This is a genomic window from Pseudomonas sp. BRM28 (genome assembly GCF_002939405.1).
GTDB classification, from domain to species: Bacteria; Pseudomonadota; Gammaproteobacteria; order Pseudomonadales; family Pseudomonadaceae; genus Aquipseudomonas; species Aquipseudomonas palmensis.
Genome location: NZ_PEFV01000001.1, coordinates 4,899,263 through 4,921,861, shown reverse-complemented (window position 1 = coordinate 4,921,861; position 22,599 = coordinate 4,899,263). Strand labels below are relative to the sequence as shown.

15 protein-coding genes are annotated in these 22,599 nt (G+C 64.8%); 10 read left to right on the top strand and 5 right to left on the bottom strand.

Translation table 11 applies throughout. The annotated features are described in order from the left end of the window. Positions 1–65 precede the first annotated feature (65 nt). The 4 genes from CR917_RS22735 to putA form a co-directional block, all read right to left on the bottom strand. Positions 66–1,397 (bottom strand): TldD/PmbA family protein, encoded by a 1,332-nt coding sequence (locus CR917_RS22735; RefSeq protein ID WP_104573006.1) that lies wholly within the window; start codon positions 1,395–1,397, stop codon positions 66–68. Continuing rightward, a complete protein-coding gene (locus tag CR917_RS22730; protein ID WP_104573005.1) occupies positions 1,397–2,839 on the bottom strand; it encodes a TldD/PmbA family protein in 1,443 nt (480 codons plus the stop codon). Before CR917_RS22730 ends, CR917_RS22735 begins: the two co-directional genes overlap by 1 nt. 31 nt (positions 2,840–2,870) lie before the next feature. After that, on the bottom strand, positions 2,871–4,673 hold the full coding sequence (locus tag CR917_RS22725; RefSeq protein ID WP_104573004.1) for an acyl-CoA dehydrogenase: 1,803 nt from the start codon (positions 4,671–4,673) through the stop codon (positions 2,871–2,873). 203 nt (positions 4,674–4,876) lie between these two features. Then, entirely contained in the window at positions 4,877–8,830 is a 3,954-nt protein-coding gene (putA, locus tag CR917_RS22720) for a trifunctional transcriptional regulator/proline dehydrogenase/L-glutamate gamma-semialdehyde dehydrogenase (RefSeq protein WP_104573003.1), read from the bottom strand. A gap of 351 nt (positions 8,831–9,181) precedes the next feature. On the opposite strand from putA, the gene putP reads away from it, so the two are divergent. From putP to CR917_RS22675, 9 genes are all read left to right on the top strand, one after another. Continuing rightward, a complete protein-coding gene (gene putP, locus CR917_RS22715; RefSeq protein ID WP_043863584.1) occupies positions 9,182–10,666 on the top strand; it encodes a sodium/proline symporter PutP in 1,485 nt (494 codons plus the stop codon). A 128-nt stretch (positions 10,667–10,794) separates the two neighbouring features. After that, entirely contained in the window at positions 10,795–11,631 is an 837-nt protein-coding gene (locus tag CR917_RS22710; protein ID WP_104573002.1) for a 23S rRNA (adenine(2030)-N(6))-methyltransferase RlmJ, read from the top strand. A 211-nt stretch (positions 11,632–11,842) separates the two neighbouring features. Continuing rightward, positions 11,843–13,600: a carbamoyltransferase gene (locus CR917_RS22705; RefSeq protein WP_043863582.1), complete on the top strand. Its 1,758-nt coding sequence runs from the start codon at positions 11,843–11,845 to the stop codon at positions 13,598–13,600. Next, positions 13,584–14,714, top strand: a complete 1,131-nt coding sequence (locus CR917_RS22700; protein WP_104573001.1) for a glycosyltransferase — start codon at positions 13,584–13,586, stop codon at positions 14,712–14,714. Before CR917_RS22705 ends, CR917_RS22700 begins: the two co-directional genes overlap by 17 nt. Further along, a complete protein-coding gene (locus tag CR917_RS22695; RefSeq protein WP_104573000.1) occupies positions 14,714–15,610 on the top strand; it encodes an antimicrobial resistance protein Mig-14 in 897 nt (298 codons plus the stop codon). Before CR917_RS22700 ends, CR917_RS22695 begins: the two co-directional genes overlap by 1 nt. Then, on the top strand, positions 15,607–17,016 hold the full coding sequence (locus tag CR917_RS22690; protein ID WP_104572999.1) for a PIG-L deacetylase family protein: 1,410 nt from the start codon (positions 15,607–15,609) through the stop codon (positions 17,014–17,016). Before CR917_RS22695 ends, CR917_RS22690 begins: the two co-directional genes overlap by 4 nt. A gap of 49 nt (positions 17,017–17,065) precedes the next feature. Beyond that, on the top strand, positions 17,066–18,022 hold the full coding sequence (locus tag CR917_RS22685) for a glycosyltransferase (RefSeq protein ID WP_104572998.1): 957 nt from the start codon (positions 17,066–17,068) through the stop codon (positions 18,020–18,022). 71 nt (positions 18,023–18,093) lie between these two features. Continuing rightward, positions 18,094–18,867 (top strand): glycosyltransferase family 2 protein, encoded by a 774-nt coding sequence (locus tag CR917_RS22680; RefSeq protein ID WP_104572997.1) that lies wholly within the window; start codon positions 18,094–18,096, stop codon positions 18,865–18,867. Positions 18,868–18,915: 48 nt separating this feature from the next. After that, positions 18,916–20,028, top strand: coding sequence for a glycosyltransferase (locus CR917_RS22675; RefSeq protein WP_058541613.1), 1,113 nt, complete (start codon positions 18,916–18,918; stop codon positions 20,026–20,028). Here CR917_RS22675 and CR917_RS22670 read toward each other — a convergent pair. Then, on the bottom strand, positions 20,014–20,619 hold the full coding sequence (locus CR917_RS22670) for a toluene tolerance protein (protein ID WP_104572996.1): 606 nt from the start codon (positions 20,617–20,619) through the stop codon (positions 20,014–20,016). The genes CR917_RS22675 and CR917_RS22670 overlap by 15 nt on opposite strands. Before the next feature lie 152 nt (positions 20,620–20,771). On the opposite strand from CR917_RS22670, the gene msbA reads away from it, so the two are divergent. Further along, positions 20,772–22,580, top strand: coding sequence for a lipid A export permease/ATP-binding protein MsbA (msbA, locus tag CR917_RS22665; protein ID WP_058541611.1), 1,809 nt, complete (start codon positions 20,772–20,774; stop codon positions 22,578–22,580). Positions 22,581–22,599: the final 19 nt, after the last annotated feature.

Here is a 22,599-nt window from a genome sequence, read left to right as displayed (position 1 = left end):
AACCGCAGCTCCCACAGGGGCGGCGGTGATCCCTGTGGGAGCGGGCTTGACCCGCGATGGCGGCATCACAATGTCAGCGTCAGGCGTTTGACCAGCGCCCCCGGCAAATGGCTCGAACTGGTCTGGCGCTGTCCGTAGGTGCTGGTCGACAGGATCAGCTCGCGCTCGGTCGTGAGCGCCTCCAGCTGCGAGCCGAGCAGGCTGTACACGCTGTCGTCGAAGCGCATGGTGCTGACCGGCGCCTGGATCTGACCGTCCTCGACCCAGAATGTCGCAAAGCGCGTCAGCCCGGTCATGCGCGCCGCCGGCAGGTCGGAGTAGTTCAGGTACCACAGGTTGCTGATGTACAGGCCCGTACCCAGCCTGGCGAGCACCTCATCCAGCGCCAGCTCGCCGGCGGCCAGGCTCAAGGCGCTCGGCCACTCGTGGGCCTCGGCGCCATTGGCGACCTGCTCGAACTCGGCGGCGCTGCGCGCATTGGTCAGCTGTTCGCGCGCCCGCCCTGCGTCCACCAGCTGCACGTCGCTGCGTGGGTAGCCTTCGCCGGAGAACGCCGGGCTCAGCGAGCCGCTGACCTGTTCGGTGATGTTCACCAGCGGGCTCAATGCCGCATCGCCGGCATACAGGCGTTGCAGCGGGCTGTCCTTGCTGGCGATGGCCTGCGCCGAAAAACCGCCCCAGCACAGCATGCCCATGATTTCGTCCATCGCTGCCGGTGCCAGGTAGGCGCGGTACTGGCCGGGGGCGAGGGTCTTGAGTGGACGACCCAGGTACTCCAGCTGCTCGCGGGCCTGGGCCAGGCGCCGGGCGAACGCGGCGTTGTCCCACACCTGCCCGGCGTAGTTGGCCTTCACCGCCTGGCCGTTGGCGTGGAACAGGCTGAAGTCGAAATTGAAGCTGTTGGCCTGATGCCAGCCAGAGGCGCCGAACGAACTGGCAAAGCCGCGACTGATCGGCCCGGCGGCATAGATGCCCACGAGGTCCAGCGCGCCGGCGCCGTGTTCGATCTGCTCGAGCACCCGTGCGGTATCCGGCAGCGGGCCGTCCTGTACCTGATGGCTGTGCCAGGCACTGTCGTTGAGCAACAGGTACGGGTCGGCAGGGATCAGCGGCAGGATCTGGCGCAGCTCGGCCAGTGCCTGGTGCAGGCGCTCGCGGTCCAGCGCCGGCTCGCCGCTGAGGGTCAGGTGCAGGTCGGCCTGGCGACCGTCGGCAATCAGCTTCAGGCTCGCACCGGCCTGTTGCACGTCGCCGGCCTGGCGCACCCTGGCATGGTTGAATCGGATGAATTGCGACTGCTCGGCGCTGTAGCTCAGGGTGAACTGTTCGGGGGCGCGCACGTTGTCGCGCAGCCATGCGACCAGGTCCTGGAAGTTGTGCAAAGGGCTGGCGGCCATCAGGCGTCTCCTCCGAATACGTCGATCTGGCTGAACACGCAGGCCGGCGAGGCATGGCCCACGCGCACCACCTGGTTGGGTTCGCCCTTGCCGCAGTTGGGCGTGCCGAGCACCTGGAAGGTACTGGCGTCGCCCACGGCGCTGAGGTTGCGCCAGAAACCGGCGGAAATACCGCGGTAGTTGGGGTTCTTGACCACGCCCTTGAGTTCGCCGTGCTCGATCAACTGGCCCCATTCGCAGCCGAACTGGAACTTGTTGCGCGCATCGTCGATGGACCACGAGCGGTTGGTGCGCATCAGGATGCCGTGCTCGATGCCGCCGATCAGTTGCGCCAGGGACTTGTCGCCCGGCTCGATGTTGAGGTTGGCCATGCGGTCGATCGGTGCGCGGTTCCAGCCGCAGGCGCGGCTGTTGGCAACGCCGTCCAGGCCCGAGCGGAACTGTGACAGCGCACCGCCCAGCGGGCGCACCAGTACACCCTCGCGAATCAGGAACTGCTTGTGGGCCGGGGTGCCGTCGTCATCGTGCGCGTAGCTGGCCAGCTCTTCGGGGATGGCCGGGTCGAAGGTCACGTTGAGCAGTGCCGAGCCGTACTGCAGGTGGCCGAAGTCCTGGGCCTTGATGAAGCTGGTGCCGGCGTAGTTGCGCTCGTCGCCCAGGATGCGGTCCATCTCCAGCGGGTGGCCGATGGACTCGTGGATCTGCAGCATCATCTGGTCGGGCATCAGCAGCAGGTCGCGTACCCCGCTCGGGGTGTTGGGCGCCAGCAGCAGTTGCAGGGCCTGGTCGGCCACCTGGGCCCCGGCACCGAGCAGGCCGCAGCGCTCGATCACATCCACGCCGCCCTGCTGGCCGAAGTTCTCGCGGCCCAGGCTGCGGCTCTGGCTGTCGCTGCCGTCGAAGGCGGTGACGCTCATGCCGGGGAACACGAAGCGTTGCGCCTGGCGCAGTTCGGCGCCGGCACTGTTGAGGTAGATCTGCTCGACCGTGCTCAGGCCCAGGCTGGCCTGCCAGTTCACCAGGCGCGAATCGCCCGGCACGCTGGCCGATTCGCGGGCCAGCAGTTCATAGCAGTCGGCCAGGGCCGGGAAGGTGCTGTTGAGGTTGGGCGAGCAGTAGTCGGCGCGGGCGCTGGACACCGGTTGCTCGCGCAGGTCGAGCAGGGCGTGGCGCGCGATCTGGCGGGCCAGCGTCTCGGCCTGGTCGAGGGCGCGTTGCAGGCCGGCCTGGGACAGGTCGGCGGTGGCCGCGTAGGCCTCCACGCCGTTGACGCGCACGGTGAGCATCGCGCCCTGGTCGCGGGTCAGGCTGGGTGGTTCGGCGATGTTCTTGCGCACCGACAGGTGCTGGTGGGCTTCCTGCACATAGCGCAGGGAGAAAAACTCGGCGCCGCTGTTCAGGCCAGCGAAACGCTGGCGCAGCGGCGCGGTGAAATCGAACATGCGCGAACCTCCGGGTGACGGTGGTTCCCCCTCAGAACCACTCCTCGTGCATGCCCGGGCAGGTGTCGTCGCGGGCCTCGAGCAATGCGAGGTCATTATGGCAGGCCGGTACTTCCCAGGTGAGGAAAAACCGTGCGGCCTGCAACTTGCCCCGATAGAACCCGGTATCGGCCGGGTTGCCGCGGGCCAGGCCCTGTTCGGCGCGAATCGCCTGCTCCAGCCAGCGCCAGCCGATCACGCAGTGACCGAAGGCCTTGAGGTACAGCGCCGAGTTGGCCAGGGCGCTGTTGACCTGGCCTGTGGACAACTCGCCAAGCAGGCCCAGGGTCACGTGCTGCAGGCGGCTGAGCAGTTGTTCCAGCGGTTCGCGCAACGGGTCCAGGCGGGTGTAGGCCTGGGCCTGGGCGCAAGTGCCGGCGATCAGGCGTACCAGTTGCTTGAGGCCGGCGCCACCGTGCTGGGCCAGCTTGCGCCCGAGAAGGTCGAGTGACTGGATGCCGTGGGTGCCTTCGTGGATCGGGTTCAGGCGGTTGTCGCGGTAGTACTGCTCTACCGGGTAATCGCGGGTGTAGCCGTGGCCACCGAGGATCTGGATCGCCAGCTCATTGGCCTTGAGGCAGAATTCGGACGGCCACGACTTGACGATCGGGGTCAGCAGGTCGAGCAGTTGCTGGGCCTGCTGGCGCTCGTCTTCGGTGGCGGCGGTATGGCTGTCGTCGAACAGCCGGGCGGCGTACAGGCCCAGGTCGAAGGCACCTTCGACGTAGGCCTTCTGGGTCAGCAGCATGCGTTTCACATCGCTGTGCTGGATGATCGGCACGGCGGCGGTGGCGGGGTTCTTGTTGTCGGGCAGGCGGCCTTGCGGGCGCTGGCGGGCGTAGTCCAGCGAGTACAGGTAGCCGGCGTAGCCGAGCATCACCGCGCCCATGCCCACGCCGATGCGCGCCTCGTTCATCATCTGGAACATGCAGGCCAGGCCCTGGTGCGGCTGGCCGATCAGGTAGCCGACGCACTGGCCGTTGTCGCCGAAGTTGAGTGCGGTGGAGGTGGTGCCGCGCCAGCCCATCTTGTGGAACAGGCCGGCCAGCACCACATCGTTGCGCTGGCCCAGGCTGGCGTCCGGGTTGACCAGGAACTTGGGCACGATGAACAGCGAAATGCCCTTTACCCCGGGTGGTGCGTCGGGGAGTTTGGCCAGTACCAGGTGCACGATGTTCTCGGACAGCGTGTGATCGCCCCCGGAGATGAAGATCTTGTTGCCCTTGAGGCGGAAGCTGCCGTCGGCGGCGGGTTCGGCGCGGGTGCGGATATCGGCCAGCGAGCTGCCGGCGTGGGGTTCGGTGAGGGCCATGGTGCCGAAGAAGCGGCCCTCGATCATCGGTTGCAGGAACAGGCGCTTTTGCTCGTCGGTGCCGAAGTTCTCGATCAGGTTGGCGGCGCCCATGGTCAGGAACGGGTAGGCGGTGGTGCCGGCGTTGGCGGCCTGAAAGTGGGCGAAGCAGGCTTGCGAGAGCAGGGTGGGCAACTGCATGCCGCCGGCCTCGAAGTCGCGGTTGGCGTTGAGAAATCCGGCGTCGAGGAAGGCGTCGACGGCAGGTTTGACCTCGGGGATCAGGATGGCCTGGCCGTTCTCGAAGCGTGGCTCGTGCTCGTCGCCCTTGCGGTTGTGCGGGGCGAAGTATTTTTCGGCCAGGGTGCGAGCGGTGTGCAGCGCGGCGTCGAAGGTTTCGCGGCTGTGCTCGGCGAAGCGTGGGCGTTGGGTGAGGGCCTCGGCGTCGAGCACTTCGTAGAGTTCGAAGGCCAGGTTGCGGGCGCTGAGCAGGGTGTCGGACATGGCGGCCATACCTTGGTGGGGATGGGGCCGAGTCTAGGCATGCGGGCGGGAGGTGGACAGGTTAATAGGTGGGGGTGATGAGGGGTCAGAACCGTTGTCAGGTGTGTGTCCGCAAAAAAAATCGCGGGCCAGGCCGGCCCCCACAAGAATCTGCATCGATCCTGTGGGGCGGGCTTGACCCGCGATTGGCAACGCCTCGGTGGTTAGCCGATGGTCATCAGGCTGGCATTGCCGCCTGCCGCGGCGGTGTTCACGCTCAACGCACGCTCGATCACCAGGCGCTCCAGCGCAATCGCGGTTTCACCCGACGACAAGCCCTGCACACCCACGATCGCACCGGCACGCTTGGCCACCTGCTCGCATACTGCGCGCAGCTGGTCCGAATGGCCGTGATGCAGCACCGCGTCGAACACCACCTCGTCCTTGGCCCAGTCGCTCACCAGCTTGATGCGCGCCTGCACATCCTTCGGCAAGCGCCCACGCAAGGCCTTGCCCGGCTCGCCGTCGACGAACACTGCCGAGCTGCCCACCGCCATTACCGCTGCCAGTTGAGTCAGCAGATCAGCCTCCGACTCGGCCAGGCACAGCACGTGCTCGCGCGGCAGGATGGTGTAGCTGTTGCGCTCGCCGGTCGGGCCGTTGAGCAGGCGGGTGACGCCGCTCTGCGACTGCTGCGCGAACTGCTCGCACAGCTGCGCCAGCTCGGCCTGCTGGTTGCTGCCGGCCCACGCCTTGAGCGATTGCAGCGGCTTGAGCAACTGCTCGCGCAGACGCACGTCCGGGGCAGTGCCGGCGTCGCTGCGCTGGAACGACTGCTCGATGGCATCGGCCGGGCGCGTGGACAGCAAACGGTACAGGTACAGCGGGCCACCCGCCTTGGGGCCGGTACCCGACAGGCCTTCACCACCGAACGGCTGCACGCCGACCACGGCGCCGACGATGTTGCGGTTGACGTAGACGTTGCCGGCATGGACGTTGTCGATCACCTTGGCGATGGTCTCGTCGATGCGGGTGTGCACGCCCAGGGTCAGGCCGTAGCCGGATGCATTGATCTGCTCGATCAGCTGGTCGAGGTGCTTGCGGTTGTAGCGCACCACGTGCAGTACGGGGCCGAAGATCTCACGCTGCAGTTCATCGAAGCTTTCCAGCTCGATCAGGGTCGGCATCACGAAGGTGCCGCGCTTGATCTCTTCACCGTCGGCAATGGCCACCTGATACACGTTGCGACCCTTGTCGCGCATGCCCTGGATGTGTTTTTCGATGCCAGCCTTGGCCTCGGCGTCGATCACCGGGCCGATGTCCACGCTCAGGCGCTCCGGGTTGCCCAGGCGACTTTCGGCCATGGCGCCCTTGAGCATCTCGATCACGCGGTCGGCCGAGTCTTCCTGCAGGCACAGCACGCGCAGGGCCGAGCAACGCTGGCCGGCGCTGTCGAAGGCCGAGGAGACCACGTCGATGACCACCTGCTCGGTCAGCGCCGAGGAGTCGACGATCATCGCGTTCTGGCCACCGGTTTCGGCGATCAGCGGGATCGGACGGCCCTGGCTGTCCAGGCGGCCGGCAATGTTGCGTTGCAGCAGGCGCGCCACTTCGGTGGAACCGGTGAACATCACGCCCTTGACCCGGTCATCGCCTACCAGGCGCGCACCGACGGTCTCGCCACGGCCCGGCAGCAGTTGCACCACGCCTTGCGGGATGCCGGCCTCGAGCAGCAGGCGCACGGCCTGGGCGGCCACCAGCGGGGTCTGCTCGGCAGGCTTGGCCAGTACCGGGTTGCCGGCAGCCAGCGCTGCAGCCACCTGGCCACTGAAGATCGCCAGCGGGAAGTTCCACGGGCTGATGCACACCACCGGGCCCAGCGGGCGGTGGGCGTCGTTGCTGAAGTCGTTGCGTGCCTGCACCGCGTAGTAGCGCAGGAAGTCGACCGCTTCGCGCACCTCGGCGATGGCGTTGGCGTAGGTCTTGCCGGCTTCGCGGGCCAGCAGGCCCATCAGCGGCTGGATCTCGCCTTCCATCAGGTCGGCGGCACGTTCCAGGATCGCGGCACGCTCGGCCGGCGGGGTGGCCTGCCAGATCGGTGCGGCGTTGAGTGCGCACTGGATGGCGTTGTCGGCGTCCTCGACGGTGGCTTCCTGCACGTGGCCGACCACGTCACGGTGGTCGGACGGGTTCAGCACCGGTGCGGCAGCTTCGTCGCTGGACGCGCAACCGAGCATCGGCTCGGCTTTCCAGTCGTTGTGCGCGGTGGCCAGCAGGGCGCACGACAGCGAGGCCAGGCGGTGTTCGTTGGCCATGTCGATGCCGCTGGAGTTGGCGCGCTCGGCACCGTACAGGTCACGCGGCAACGGGATGCGCGGGTGCGGCAGGCCGAAGCCGCCTTCCTGGGTGGCCATGCGCTCGATGGTCGCGACCGGGTCGGCCACCAGTTCCTGGATCGAGATCGACTGGTCGGCGATACGGTTGACGAACGAGGTGTTGGCGCCGTTTTCCAGCAGGCGACGCACCAGGTAGGCCAGCAGCGTTTCGTGGGTGCCGACCGGGGCGTACACGCGGCACGGACGGTTCAGCTTGCCGTCGGCCACCTTGCCCACCACCTGTTCGTACAGCGGCTCGCCCATGCCGTGCAGGCACTGGAACTCGTACTGGCCAGGGTAGTAGTTCTGCCCGGCGATATGGTAGATGGCCGACAGGGTGTGGGCGTTGTGGGTGGCGAACTGCGGGTAGATGGCTTCGGGCACCGACAGCAGCTTGCGGGCGCAGGCGATGTAGGAGACGTCGGTGTACACCTTGCGGGTGTACACCGGGTAGCCTTCCAGGCCTTCGACCTGGGCGCGCTTGATCTCGCTGTCCCAGTACGCGCCCTTTACCAGGCGGATCATCAGGCGGTGACGGCTGCGGCGTGCCAGGTCGATGACGTAGTCGATCACGTAAGGGCAGCGCTTCTGGTAGGCCTGGATCACGAAGCCGATGCCGTTCCAGCCGCTCAACTGCGGCTCGAAGCACAGGCGTTCGAGCAGGTCCAGCGACAGCTCCAGGCGGTCGGCCTCTTCGGCGTCGATGTTCAGGCCGATGTCGTACTGCTTGGCCAGCAGGGTCAGCGACAGCAGGCGCGGGTACAGCTCGTCCATCACGCGCTCGTACTGGGCGCGGCTGTAGCGCGGGTGCAGGGCCGAGAGCTTGATCGAGATGCCAGGGCCTTCATAGATGCCGCGGCCATGGGAGGCCTTGCCGATGGCGTGGATGGCCTGCTCGTAGGAGGCCAGGTATTTCTGCGCGTCGTGCTCGGTGAGCGCGGCTTCACCGAGCATGTCGTAGGAGTAGCGGAAACCCTTGGCTTCGAACTTGCTGGCATTGGCCAGGGCTTCGGCAATGGTCTCGCCGGTGACGAACTGCTCGCCCATCAGGCGCATGGCCATGTCGACGCCCTTGCGGATCATCGGCTCGCCGCTCTTGCCGATGATGCGGCTGAGCGAGGAGGTGAGGCCGGATTCGTTGTGCGTGGACACCAGTTTGCCGGTCAGCAGCAGGCCCCAGGTGGCGGCGTTGACGAACAGCGACGGGCTGTTGCCCAGGTGCGGCTGCCAGTTGCCGGTGCTGATCTTGTCGCGGATCAGCGCATCGCGGGTGCCCTTGTCGGGAATGCGCAGCAGGGCTTCGGCCAGGCACATCAGCGCCACGCCTTCCTGGGACGACAGCGAGAACTCCTGCAGCAGGCCCTGGACGATGCCGGCGCGGCCGCTGGCGCTCTTCTGGTTGCGCAGCTTTTCGGCAATGCCGGCGGCCAGCTTGTGGGTGGCCTCGGCCATGGGCGCGGGCAGGCGTGCCTGCTCCAGCAGCATCGGCACCACTTCCGGTTCCGGACGACGGTAGGCGGCGGTGATCGAGGCGCGCAGCACCGACTGCGGCAGGATGCTCTCGGCGAACTCGAGGAAGCACTGGTGCGAGTGGTCGGCCTGCACATCGCCGGCGTCGTCGCTCTGATTGCCGGGCTGACCGCTGAGTTCGGTCAGGGTGGCGCCACCCTCGAGCTTCTCCAGGTAGTTGAAGATCGCCTGCTTGATCAACCAGTGCGGGGTGCGGTCGATGGACTGCGCAGCCGTTTTCAGTCGCTCGCGGGTAGGGTCGTCGAGTTTGACCCCAAGGGTGGTCGTCGCCATTTCTTATCCTCATTATTGCCACTGGGCCGTGGCTAAGCTGGCGCCAAGATTAGCCGGGCGCCTTTGTGGGTGCAACCTAGTGCAACCCAAATAATCGCGTTGAGCAGTGCTACTCGTCCGGTGGCTAAAACCCCACAGCATAAATGGCTGTTCAAGGTGCATTTGCTTATGTAAACGGCGGTTTTTGCTCCCAAATGGAGCAAAAACACGTTGTTATGCGAAATATCCGACCAGGTGCAACTTGACTGAAGAAACTGGTTGCACCTTGTTTGCGTTGTTGCATAGGATTCGCCGCCTGGGTGCAACCGTTAGCGGCTGTCACTACATAAAAACAAACGCCAGGGCGCAACAATGAGTTTTAGCAATCCAATCACGATCACGTTCGTGATCTATATCGCGGCAATGGTGCTGATCGGCTTCATGGCCTATCGCTCCACCAACAACCTTTCCGATTACATCCTCGGTGGCCGCAGCCTCGGCAGCGTGGTGACCGCGCTCTCGGCCGGTGCCTCGGACATGAGCGGCTGGTTGCTGATGGGCCTGCCGGGGGCCATCTACATGTCGGGCCTTTCCGAAGCCTGGATCGCCATCGGCCTGACCGTCGGTGCCTACCTGAACTGGCTGTTCGTGGCCGGCCGCCTGCGCGTGCAGACCGAGCACAACGGCGACGCGCTGACCCTGCCGGACTATTTCGCCAGCCGTTTCGAAGACCACAGCGGCCTGCTGCGCATCATTTCGGCAATCGTGATCCTGGTGTTCTTCACCATCTATTGCGCCTCCGGCATCGTGGCCGGTGCCCGCCTGTTCGAAAGCACCTTCGGCATGTCGTATGAGACGGCGCTGTGGGCCGGTGCTGCTGCCACCATCGCCTACACCTTCGTCGGTGGCTTCCTGGCGGTGAGCTGGACCGACACCGTGCAGGCCACGCTGATGATCTTCGCGCTGATCCTGACCCCGGTGATCGTGCTGATCGCCACCGGCGGCTTCGACACCACCTTCCTGGCCATCGAAGCCCAGGGCGCGGGCAACTTCGACATGTTCAAGGGCGCCACCTTCATCGGCATCATCTCGCTGATGGGCTGGGGCCTGGGCTACTTCGGCCAGCCGCACATCCTGGCGCGCTTCATGGCGGCAGACTCGGTGAAATCGATCGCCAATGCCCGTCGCATCTCCATGACCTGGATGATCCTGTGCCTGGCCGGTACCGTGGCCGTGGGCTTCTTCGGCATCGCCTACTTCTCGGCGCACCCTGAAGTGGCCGGCCCGGTCACCGAGAACCACGAGCGCGTGTTCATCGAACTGGCCAAGATCCTGTTCAACCCGTGGATTGCCGGTGTGCTGCTGTCGGCCATCCTGGCAGCAGTGATGAGTACCCTGAGCTGCCAGCTGCTGGTGTGCTCCAGCGCCCTGACCGAAGACTTCTACAAGACCTTCCTGCGCAAGAACGCCTCGCAGGTCGAGCTGGTATGGGTCGGTCGCCTGATGGTACTGGCGGTTGCGCTGATCGCCATCGCGCTGGCCGCCAACCCGGACAACCGCGTGCTGGGCCTGGTGGCCTACGCCTGGGCCGGCTTCGGTGCCGCCTTCGGCCCGGTGGTGCTGATTTCGGTACTGTGGAAGGGCATGACCCGCAACGGCGCACTGGCCGGTATCGTGGTGGGCGCGGTGACCGTGATCCTGTGGAAGCAGTTCGACACCATGGGCCTGTACGAAATCATCCCGGGCTTCCTGTTCGCATCGCTGGCGATCTACTTCGTGAGCAAGGCGGGCAGCCCGTCGGCTGCGATGGTCAAGCGTTTCGAAACCGCTGAAGCGGCGTTCCACGCCGACAAGTAACACGGCTGCATCATGCTGCCCGGCAACGGCCCGGCCTCTTCTGGAGGTCGGGCCGTTGTCATTCTGGCGGCTGTCACCTGACGGCGCGGGCCTGACAGGGTAAACTTCCGGGCCTTGCAGGAGTTGCCATGAACTATCGTCACGCCTTTCACGCCGGCAACCACGCCGACGTGTTCAAACACCTCGTATTGACCCGGCTGATTGCGCTGATGTCGCGCAAGGAGCAGCCGTTCGCCTACCTCGACACCCACGCCGGCCTTGGCCTGTATGACCTGCAGGGCGACCAGGCGACCCGCACCGGCGAGTGGCTGGAAGGCATCGGCCGGCTCTGGGGGCGCGACGACCTGCTCGAGGTGACGGCCGATTACCTGCGCATCCTGCGAAAGATGAACCCCGACGGCGAGCTGCGCTACTACCCGGGGTCGCCCGAGCTGGCACGGCGCCTGGCACGCCAGCAGGACCGCGTGCTGCTCAACGAGAAGCACCCCGAAGACGGGCGCCTGCTCAAGGAAAACATGAAGAAGGACCCACGCGTGGCGGTGCACCTGGGCGAGGGCTGGCACGTGCCGAGGGCCTTGCTGCCGGTGCAGGAGAAGCGCGCGGTGATGCTGATCGACCCGCCCTTCGAGCAGGCCGACGAGCTCAAGCGCTGCACGGTGGCGATGAAGGAGACGATTGGCCGCATGCGCCAGACGGTCGCGGCCATCTGGTACCCGATCAAGGACCAGCGCCAGCTGGTGCGTTTCTATCAGGACCTGACCAGCACCGGTGCGCCGAAGCTGCTGCGGGTGGAGCTGTACGTGCACCCGCAGGACAGCCCGCAGGGCTTGAACGGCTCTGGCCTGGCGATCGCCAACCCGCCATGGGGCCTGGAAGAAGAGCTGCGCGCACTGCTGCCGTGGCTGGCCCAGGTGCTGGGGCAGACCCAGGGCAGCTGGCGCATGGACTGGCTGATTGCCGAGTAGGGTGTTGTGAATGTGTTGGCCTATCGCGGGTCAAGCCCGCTCCCACAGAGGCAATGATGTCCTTGTGGGAGCGGGCTTGACCCGCGATGGGTTCCACGCCAGCAGTGCGCCCTGCACTCCGTACCACGCTTTACGCTATAATCCCGCCCTTTCGCTGCCACCCGCCCATGAGGCCGGGGCGCACATCTACAGATTTGAAGAGGCTAGACCCTTGGCATTGACGATTCTTGGCCTGTCCGGCGCCCTTAGCCATGATCCTTCCGCGGCCCTGTACATCGACGGCAAGCTGATTGCCGCCGCTGAAGAAGAGCGCTTCGTGCGCGACAAACATGCAAAGAACCGCATGCCCTACGAATCGGCGAAGTTCTGCCTCGAACAGGCCGGCATCAAGCCGTCCGATGTCGATGTGGTAGCGATTCCGTTCGCCCCCATCAGCCTGTTCGGCAAGGCCCGCTGGCACTACGCCAAGCGTTACTGGTACGCCCCGGATCGCGCCCTCGACGCGCTGCTGATGGGCAACCGTCGCTACAAGCGCTACCGCAACAAGATCGTCTGGTGCCTGGAACAACTGGGCTTCGATCCGAAAAAGATCAAGATCGAACCGGTCGAGCACCACCTGGCCCACGCCTCCAGCGCCTACCACTGCTCGGGTTTCAAGGAAAAGACCGCGATCCTGGGCATCGACGGCAAGGGCGAGTACGCCACCACGTTCTTCGGCTACGGCGAAAACGGCAAGATCCACAAGATCAAGGAATTCTTCGACCCGGACTCCCTCGGCGGCCTGTACGGCGCGATCACCGAGTTCCTGGGCTTCGAAATGCTCGACGGCGAGTTCAAGGTCATGGGCATGGCGCCGTATGGCGACGCCAGCAAGTATGACTTCTCGCGCCTGGCCAGCTTCGAAAACGGCGAGCTGGAGATCAACACCGACTACGCCAACGTCATCGGCCTGCGCCGCTATAAAGAGAAGGGCAAGGGTTTCTACTTCTCGCCCAAGCTGATCGAGTGGCTGGGCCCCAAGCGCGAAGGCGACATCGCCGACGAGCCGTACATCCACTATGCGGCCAGCATGCAGGCGCTGTTCGAGAAGCTCGCGCTGCAGATGATCGACTACTACCTGGGTGACGTGCTCAAGGAAACCGGCAAGCTGGCCTTTGCCGGCGGCTGCGCGCTGAACGTCAAGCTGAACCAGAAGATCATCGCCCGTCCCGACGTGAAGGAGCTGTTCGTGCAGCCCGCCTCGGGCGACGCCGGCACCGCAGTCGGTGCTGCCGCCTATGTGTCCCACGCCCGTGGCGTACCGGTCGAGAAGATGGAACACGTCTACCTCGGCCCGGCGTACAGCAACGAGGACGTGATCGCCGCCTGCGCCCGTCACGAACACAAGCCGACCTGGCGCAAGCTGGACAACATGCCCGAGCAGATCGCCCGGATCATGGTCGACGGCAACCCGGTGGCCTGGTTCCAGGGCCGCATGGAGTTCGGCCCGCGGGCCTTGGGCGGACGTTCGATCATCGGCTGCCCGAGCGTGCCGGGCGTGGCCGACCGCATCAACCACCAGATCAAGTTCCGCGAGCGCTGGAGGCCTTTCTGCCCGTCGATGCTCGACACCGTGGCGCCGCAGATGATCAAGATCGATCACCCGGCCCCGTTCATGACCTTCACCTTCGAAGTGGCTGAAGAGTGGAAGACCCGCGTGCCGGAAGTGGTCCACGAAGATGGCACCTCGCGGGCCCAGGTGCTCAAGCGCGAGTACAACCCGCGCTACTACGACATGATGAAGGCGCTGGAGACCCTGACCGGCAACGGCGTGTCGCTCAATACCTCGCTCAACCGTCGTGGCGAACCGATGATCTGCTCGCCGACCGATGCCCTGAACATGTTCTTCGGCTCGGACCTGCAGTACCTGATCATGGAAGACATCCTGGTGGTCAAGGACGGCGCGAAAGCTTATGACAGCGTTGGCTGAACGGCACGTCCTGCAGTTTTGCCACGGCTATGACGGGCCGTTTCTCGATTGCGCCCGTCAGTACGCCAGCCTGTTCGCGGGCAAGGGCTACCGCGTCACCACGGTGTTTCTCACCGGCGCCGCCGATCCGCAGGTGGCGGCGGGCTGTGCGAGCGATGAAGTGCTGTTTCTCGAGTTCAGCTCCAAGGCCATTCGTGGCTTGAAGCTGGGCGCGATTCGCGAACTGCGCCGCATTGCCGCGTCGCGCCGATTCAGCTTCTGCATCGCCCACCGCTTCAAGCCGATCTACATCGCCCTGCTGGCCACCCGCCTGCCGGTGATCGGCGTGCACCACGCCTTTGGCGACTACCAGCGGCGTACCCGCCAGCTGTTCGCCAACCTGTTCAGCAAACGCCTGAGCCTGCTCGGGGTGTCGGACGCGGTGCGCGACGACATGCGCCAGTGCCTGCCCAAGTGGCCGGCCGAGCGTATCCAGACGCTGTACAACCGCATCGATATCGACGCCCTGCAGGCCAGTCTGGTGCCCGCCGCGCAGGCGCGCCAGGCCCTGGGCCTGGATGCGAAGGCGTGGATCGTCGGCAATGTCGGCCGCCTGCATCCGGACAAGGACCAGGCCACCTTGCTGCGCGGGTTTGCCCAGGCGCTGCCGGCACTGCCGGCAGGCGCCCGCCTGGCGGTGCTGGGCACCGGCCGCCTGGAGCACGCGCTCATGGCGCAGGCCGAGGCGCTGGGTATTGCCGCACAGGTGGACTTTCTCGGCCAGGTACCGGATGCACGGCGCTATTTCAGTGCCTTCGACGTGTTTGCCCTGAGCTCGGACCACGAGCCTTTCGGCATGGTGCTGCTCGAAGCGATGGTGGCCGGCGTGCCGTTGCTGGCCACCGCCTGCGGTGGCGCCAAGGAAGTGGTCGAAGGTGTCGGCATCCTGTTCCCGCTCGGGGATGCCGAGCGTCTGGCGCAAGGCCTGCAACACCTGGCCGAGCTGGACCAGGCGCAACGCCAGGCCTGTGCCGAGCGCATGCTCGAGCGCCTGCGCGAACGCTTCTCCGACACGGCCGTGCGCGAGACTTTCTGGCACCTTCCCCAGGTTGTCGAACTGACGGGGCAGGCCTGATGCTCAATTATGTACAAGGCTGGCGTGAGCGCGGCTGGCGCGTGATCGATGCGCCGGCCTACGCCGACGCCTGGCAGCGCTTTGGCGGCAGTGTGGGGACCCACCCGCTGGTGCTCGCGCAACTGGCCGAGATGGCCGATATTCCGGTGCGTTACCTGGGCTGGTACCAGGGTGACGAACTGAAGGCGGCCATACCCACCTGGGACCGCTACCTGGCACTGTCCAAGGACGTGCTCAAGCGCCGGGGCAAGAAGGGCCTGTTCGACCTGGGCAATGCCGAGCTGATTCTGCCGGCCGCTGCCGATGCACAGGCGCCGCTGCGCCATGCCGGGCGCTACCTGTCCGAGCTCAACCAGGGCCGTTTCAGCGGCCTCAAGGCGCAGCCCGAAGCCCTGGCCATGGCACGCCAGCCCGAAGAGCTGTCGAAGAAGTTTCGCTACAACCAGCGCCGCGAACTGCGCTTGCTGGAAGAGGCGGGCGGGCAGGTGCGGGCCATCACCGAGTTCACCAGTACCGAGATCGCGTCGATGTATTGCGACCTGTTCCAGCGCCGCTGGGGCTTTGCGGCCACCGGTGCCGAGCGCATGGCCGAGATGGTCGAACGCCTGCGCGCGTTGCTGATCGGCTCGGTGCTGTTTCTGGAAGACAAGCCGATCGCGATCCAGCTGGTGTACCGCGTCGAGGCTCCCGAGTGGGTCAGCGTCGAGTACGTCAACGGCGGCGTCGACCCCGAGACGCGTGCGTTCAGCCCGGGCAGCGTGCTGAGCTTTCTCAACACCCAGAGCGCCTGGGAAGCCGCGCGTGCGCTGAACAAGCCGCTGCGGTTCTCCTTCGGCCGCGCCGATCGCGAGTACAAGGACCGATGGTGCAACCCCGTGCCGGTGTTTCAGGTGTGAGCCGCAAGCAGCAGTTGCTCAGGCGCCATCGGCGCAACAAGCGCGTGGGCCTGCTGGTCGCTCTGGTGGTGCTGATCGCCCTGGGCGTGCTGGTGAAATGGTGGCTGGCGCTGATGCTGTTGCCGCTGTTGTGGGTGGCTCACGAAGCATGGTTTGCCGATCACCTGTTCTATTCGCCAGGTGATGATTATCTGTACGAGTTCCCTGAACCCTGCGAGCGTGTGCCGGTGTCGCTGGACGGCCTGGTGCTGCGTGCGCCGGCATCATTGCGCCTGTCGGGCGATGAGACGCTGGTGCTGCAGGTGCGTGTCAAAAGCTCGCTGCTGGGACGTTTTCGTGATCCTGGCGTCGAGGTGTCGGGCGAGGGGGTGGCGGACCTGCAGGGCTTCGAGCGCGGGGTCGACGGGCTGCGCTACCTCAATCTGACCGGGCAGGCGCCGGCGCTGCTGGCCGGCACTCTGCGCATCCGCGGGCGTTGCTGCCGGGTGGTCGAGGCTGCGTCGCTGATCGTGGTGCGCGCCAGCGACCTGCGCCAGCGCCGTGTGATGGTGATTGCGCCCCACGCCGACGATGCGGAACTGGCTGCCTACGGGCTGTACAGCCAGGCCGAAGAGGCGTGGGTCGTGACGCTTACGGCCGGCGAGATCGAGGCCGAGCATTACCAGCAGATGGGCCTGGAGCCTGCGCAGGCCGCACGCCTGAAGGGCCGCTTGCGCGCCTGGGACAGTATCGCCGTACCGCGCTGGGCGGGTGTGCCAGAAGCGCAGTGCGTGCAACTGGGCTATTTCTGCCTGCAACTGCCCGCCATGCAGGCCGCACCGGATCAGCCCGTCGCCTCACGCGAAGCCGACCTGAGCGATACGCGGCTGTTCCGCCAGCTCAACGCCCTGTCGCTGCCGGGCGACCAGGACGGCGCGCCCACCTGGAACAACCTTCTGGCCGACCTGCGTGCACTGATCATGCAGGCGCGTCCACAGGTGCTGGTGATGCCGCACCCGACTCTGGACCCGCATCCTGACCACCTGTGTGCCCAGGCCGCCGTGCTCGAAGCGTTGCACGGCCTGCAATGGCAGCCCGAGAGCGTGCTGTACTACGCCAACCACCTGCATGACAACGATCGCTGGCCGATGGGTGACAGCGGTGCCGGCATTGCCTTGCCGCCGCAGGTCGAGCCTGGCCAGGCCTGGGCGCCCTACAGCCTGAGCCTGACGCTGGACACCCAGCGCGACAAGGCCATGGCCCTGGGCATGATGCATGACCTGCAGCCGCGTGCATCCTTCAAGCGTCGCCTGCGTCGCCTGCTGCAACGTTGGCTGGCCGGTCGTCAGCCTTCGCCTTACGGTGAGAACGAGTTCTTCCGCAAGGCGGTACGTCGACACGAATTGTTCTGGCGCCGGGACCTCTGAACCCGGTGCATGACTGCATAGCTGTGGCCCGAGCGCCGCAAGGAAGACAATGAAAGTTCTATTTCTGGTGCAGAAGGAACAGCGGGCCATTCTTGACCGGCTGTACGAAGGGGTTGCGGCCCATTGCGAATGCGACCTGCGCTGGTTGAGCAGTGCCGAACAGCGCGACCTGCGCGGGTATTTTCGCCGCGAGGTGGACGTCACCCGGTACGGCCGCATCATCTTCTTCCTGCGCTTCAAGCAGGAGATCCGTCAGGTCGGTTTCATCCGTACCGTGCCCAATCTGGTCATTCTGGAGCACGATGCCTACCAGAACTACATTCCGTGCAAGTACACCGGCAAGTTCAGCGCGCATTACCGCAAGCTGCCCTGGGCCCGGGTGATCAGCTCGGGTTACATGGTCAGCGAGCGTCTGCGCCAGGAAGGCTTCGACGCGGTGTTCGTGCCCAAGGGCTACGACCAGCAGTTGCTGGCCGACCAGGGGCGCGAGCGGGACATGGAACTTGCCTTCGTCGGCAGCACCAACAGTGTGGCCTACAGCGGCCGCAAGGCGTTGCTCGACGAGCTGGGGCAAGTCGAGAACCTGGTGGTGACCCGTACCAATTCGGGTGCCGAGTATTGCGACACGCTCAACCGCATTCGTTTCTTCGTCAGCGCCGACGTCGGCATGGGCGAGTACATGATCAAGAACTTCGAGGCCATGGCCTGCGGTTGCGTGCTGCTGGCGTTCGACCAGGGCGAGGCGGAGAATCGTGCGCTGGGTTTGCAGGACATGCACAACGTCGTACTGTATGGCAGCATTGCCCAACTGCAGGCCAAATTGAAGGTCCTGCGTGCCGACGAGGCCCTGGTGCAGCGTATCGCCACCAACGGCCGTGATCTGGCGGTTTCACGTTTCAGTTTCGCCCAGGTCGGGCGCAGTATTGTCGAGCAGTTGCAGCCGGTACTCCGTCCTCACCCACCACTGAGCGCTTGGCAGCGTCTGCGTCTGAAACTGGGGGTCTGACTCCACTGGGCGTGCAGCCTGAACGGACTGGAGAGGTTGCAACTGCATGGACGCATTTACCGGGGGTTGCTGTGCAATTTAGTGAAAAGAGTGATGTGACGCTGGTAGTGACCAGCTGTGGGCGGTTCGATCTGCTCAAGCTGACGCTGGACAGCTTCGATCAGTTCAACACGGCGCCTATCCGTGAGGTTTTCATCACCGAAGACAGCGGTGACGAGGCCGTGCACGACGCCATTCCGGAGCACTGGAAGCCTTACTGCACGGTGTTCGTGAACAAGCCCAAGCTTGGGCAGCTGGCGTCGATCGATCTGGCTTACGGTCATGTCAAAACCCCGTACATCTTTCATTGCGAGGATGACTGGCGGTTCTATCGCCCGGCCTTCGTCGAAGATTCGCGAGCGATTCTCGAGGCGCGGCCGACACTGCTGCAGGTATGGCTGCGCAATTTCGTCTACGACCTCAACGTCAACAGCCCCTACATTCATCTGGGCGAGCGCGAGATCATCGCTGGGGTCCCTTGCTACCCACTGCTCTCGGACAAGCCCGAGTGGCAGTCTTTCTCGCTGAACCCAGGGCTGCGGCGCCTGAGTGACTATCATCTATGTGCACCCTTCGCTGCGCATGGCGGTGAAAAGTCGCTGTCAAAGCGGTATGCCGAACTTGAACTGACCGCTGTGACCCTTGAAGGCGATGCGGTACTGCACACCGGATTCGGCCATCACGTCACGATGCCCGAGGAGCGGCTGCGCAAGGCACGTCGCAAGAAGCGCGAGCGTGTTCGGTTGACGTTGGCGGTAACGGTGGGGTTGGTGGTGGGAGTGGGTCTTGCTCTTCTTTTTTCGTGAGTTGTTTTCTGTCTTTTCAGTAATATGTGAATCAAGGTGGGCTGGCCAGTGAACGTCATCAATATCATGTGGGCTGGTGGCTCGCCGTTCGTCTCGGTTCACAAGGTCCATCAGCAGATCCTTTCATTGGTGCCTCCTGAGATTTCCGTGAACAGCTGGCTGTTGCAAGGTCAGGGGGCGGCGTGTGTTCCTGGGCCGTCTCGAGAATGGAACTTGCCGCAACGCCTGATAAAGGGCCGTCATGTATGGGGGCTGCTGCAGCCTTGGTTACGCGCTCGTCTACGCAAGGCGTTGATCGAAGCCCAAGCCGACGCATTGCTGCTCGATGGGCTGGGGGTATCGCGCCTGATACTGCCTGTTCTCAGGGGGTTGCCTGAGGTGAAGGCTACTGTGGTGTTTCACGGCAAGACCCGTTTGCACCCCAGGGATGTGGCGCTGTTGTGCGGGTTCAAGCCGGCGCAGCTGTCACTGGTGGCGGTGTCGGCCACGCTGGCGGCGTCATTGCAGGCCGAGCTGGGCCTGAAGGTGACGGCCTTGCGTACCGCGTTGGAACCTACCCGTTTTTGCGACGAGCAACTGACAGCACAGCAAGCGCGCGAGGTCATGGGGTTGAGGGAGCCCGGTGTGCGGATCATGGGGGCTGTCGGTCGCCTGGTCATGGACAAGGGGTTCGACTACCTGATCGATGCATTTGCCGCCGCTAGCCGGACGCAACCCGATCTGCGCCTGGTCATTCTCGGCGAAGGCCCCGAGCGGCCATTGCTGCAGCAAAAGATCCAGGCGCTGGGTCTGCAGGGCAAGGTATCGCTGACAGGGCATTGTGACATTCTGGGCCGCCTGTACCAGGCGTTCGACTGGTTGCTCGTGCCTTCCCGGGCCGAGGGCCTGGGCCTGGTACTGCAGGAGGCAGTCATTGCCGGCGTGCCGGTACTATGCAGTGACCTGCCGGTGTTCCATGAACAGTTGGGTGATAGCGGTCTTTACGCACGGGTCGGTGACGTGCAGGAGTGGGCCGCTGCCATCGAGCGTTGCGCCAGCCTGCCGGCAACCGCCGTTGCCCAGGCGCAGCACCGCTCGCTGGCCCCGGAGCAAGCCTGGGAGTGCTTCAGTCGAACCCTGCGGGAAATGTGGGCGGTCAAGCCTGACTCAGGGAGTCAGTAGAGCCTGCTCCAGCTCGGCGAGGGGGAAGCTCCCGTTGAGTTTTTCACGTGACAGGTAGCGGCCAAAGTGCTGTATGTTGCGCTTGATCATGCGCCGGCTCAGCGGCCCGCGCAGAAAACGCATGTCCGCCACATCGATCAGCCCCCACTGCTGGTCGGGCGTCACCACGATGTTGCCCAGGTGCAGCGAGCGAAAATACACCCCCGATCGATGCAGGGTCCGTACCAGGCGGACCATGTCCGGCAGTGCCTGCTGCCAGCTGAAACCTTCCTTGCGGCTGAGCTGGCTCAGCGTCTGGCCGGGCAGGGGGTGGTACAGCACCGCCGTCATGCCGGGCTTTTCCAGGCGGTAATGCGCCAATACACGCAGAGTCGGAATGCCCAACTGCTCCAGCCTGGCGGCGTTGTCGATGAAGCGGCGGGAGTAGGGCCGCAGCAACGCCGACGACAGCAGGCGCTTGCGCCGGAAAAGTTTAAGGATATTGCCGTTCTCTAGCAGGTAGACTTTCGCACCGTAGCTGTCAGCTTCCAGTATCTGGGCACCGACGATCAGTTGGTTGAGGTCGGCCTGAGGGAGCCGGGAGCATTGCATGTAGATGGCCTTGTCGAAGTAGCGAGCAGGAAAGACAGGGCATAATGCCGAAAACTTCACCAATGCACCACGCCAGCATGCCGGACCGGGCGCGTGCCCAATCGGCAGGCTGTGATAAAATCGATCGTTCAACCTGAACAGTGAGCTCGAAGATGGCTGAAACACCGCGCACGGCGCAGCAGAGCTCCAGTCTGAAGATCTATTTCCGACTGTTGACCTACGTAAAGCCCTACATTGGCATTTTCCTGCTGAGTATCCTCGGCTTCGTGATATTCGCCTCGACCCAGCCCATGCTGGCGGGCATCCTCAAGTATTTCGTCGATGGGCTGAGCAATCCCGAAGCGGTGTTGTTCCCCAACGTGCCTTACCTGCGTGACCTCCAACTGTTGCAGGCCGTGCCGCTGCTGATCGTGCTGATCGCCGCCTGGCAGGGCCTGGGCTCGTTTCTGGGCAACTTCTTTCTGGCCAAGGTTTCCCTGGGCCTGGTGCACGACCTGCGGGTGGAGTTGTTCAACAAGCTGCTGGTACTGCCCAACCGCTATTTCGACAGCCACAACTCCGGACACCTGATTTCGCGTATCACCTTCAACGTGACCATGGTCACCGGCGCCGCCACCGATGCAATCAAGGTGGTGATCCGCGAAGGCCTGACCGTGGTGTTCCTGTTCGGCTATCTGCTGTGGATGAACTGGAAGCTGACCATCGTGATGCTGGCGATCCTGCCGCTGATCGCGCTGATGGTCAGCAGTTCGAGCAAGAAATTCCGCAAGCAGAGCAAGAAGATCCAAGTGGCCATGGGCGATGTGACGCATGTCGCGTCCGAGACCATCCAGGGCTATCGCGTGGTGCGCAGTTTCGGGGGCGAGAACTACGAGCAGCAGCGCTTCGCCGATGCCAGCCAGAGCAACACCGAGAAGCAGCTGCGCATGACCAAGACCAGCGCGGTGTACACACCGATGCTGCAACTGGTGATCTACTCGGCCATGGCCGTGCTGATGTTCCTGGTGCTGTACCTGCGCGGCGACTCCACCGCCGGCGACCTGGTGGCCTACATTACCGCGGCCGGCCTGCTGCCCAAGCCGATCCGCCAGCTGTCGGAAGTCAGCTCGACCATCCAGAAGGGTGTGTCGGGGGCCGAGAGCATCTTCGAGCAGCTGGATGTGGAGCCGGAAGTCGACCACGGTACCGTCGAGCGCGACCGGGTTACCGGGCGCCTGGATGTACGTCACCTGAGCTTCACCTACCCGGGTAGCGAGCGCCGCGTGCTCGATGACATCAGCTTCACCGCCGAGCCGGGTCAGATGGTGGCGCTGGTTGGGCGTTCGGGCAGCGGCAAGTCGACCCTGGCCAGCCTGATACCGCGTTTCTACCCGCATGCCGAGGGCGAGATCCTGCTCGATGGCGTGGAGGTGGAGCAGTACCGCCTGCGTAACCTGCGTCGGCACATTGCCCAGGTGACCCAGCATGTGACCCTGTTCAACGACACCGTGGCCAACAACATCGCCTACGGTGACCTGGCCGGTGCGCCGCGCGAGCAGATCGAGGCTGCGGCAGCCGACGCGTATGCCAAGGAGTTCATCGATCAGTTGCCTCAAGGGCTGGACACCGAGGTCGGCGAGAACGGCGTGCTGCTGTCCGGCGGCCAGCGCCAGCGTCTGGCGATCGCCAGGGCCCTGCTCAAGAATGCACCGCTGCTGATTCTGGACGAGGCCACCTCGGCCCTCGACACCGAGTCGGAGCGGCACATCCAGGCCGCCCTGGACCAGGTGATGAAAGGCCGTACCACCCTGGTGATCGCGCACCGCCTGTCGACCATCGAGAAGGCCGACCTGATCCTGGTGATGGATCAGGGGCGCATCGTCGAGCGTGGCACGCATGGCCAGTTGCTGGCCGAAAACGGCTATTACGCGCGCCTGCACGCCATGGGCCTGGATGAGCCGGCCAAGGCCGACATCACCTGAGTCACCCTGCCAGGGCGCG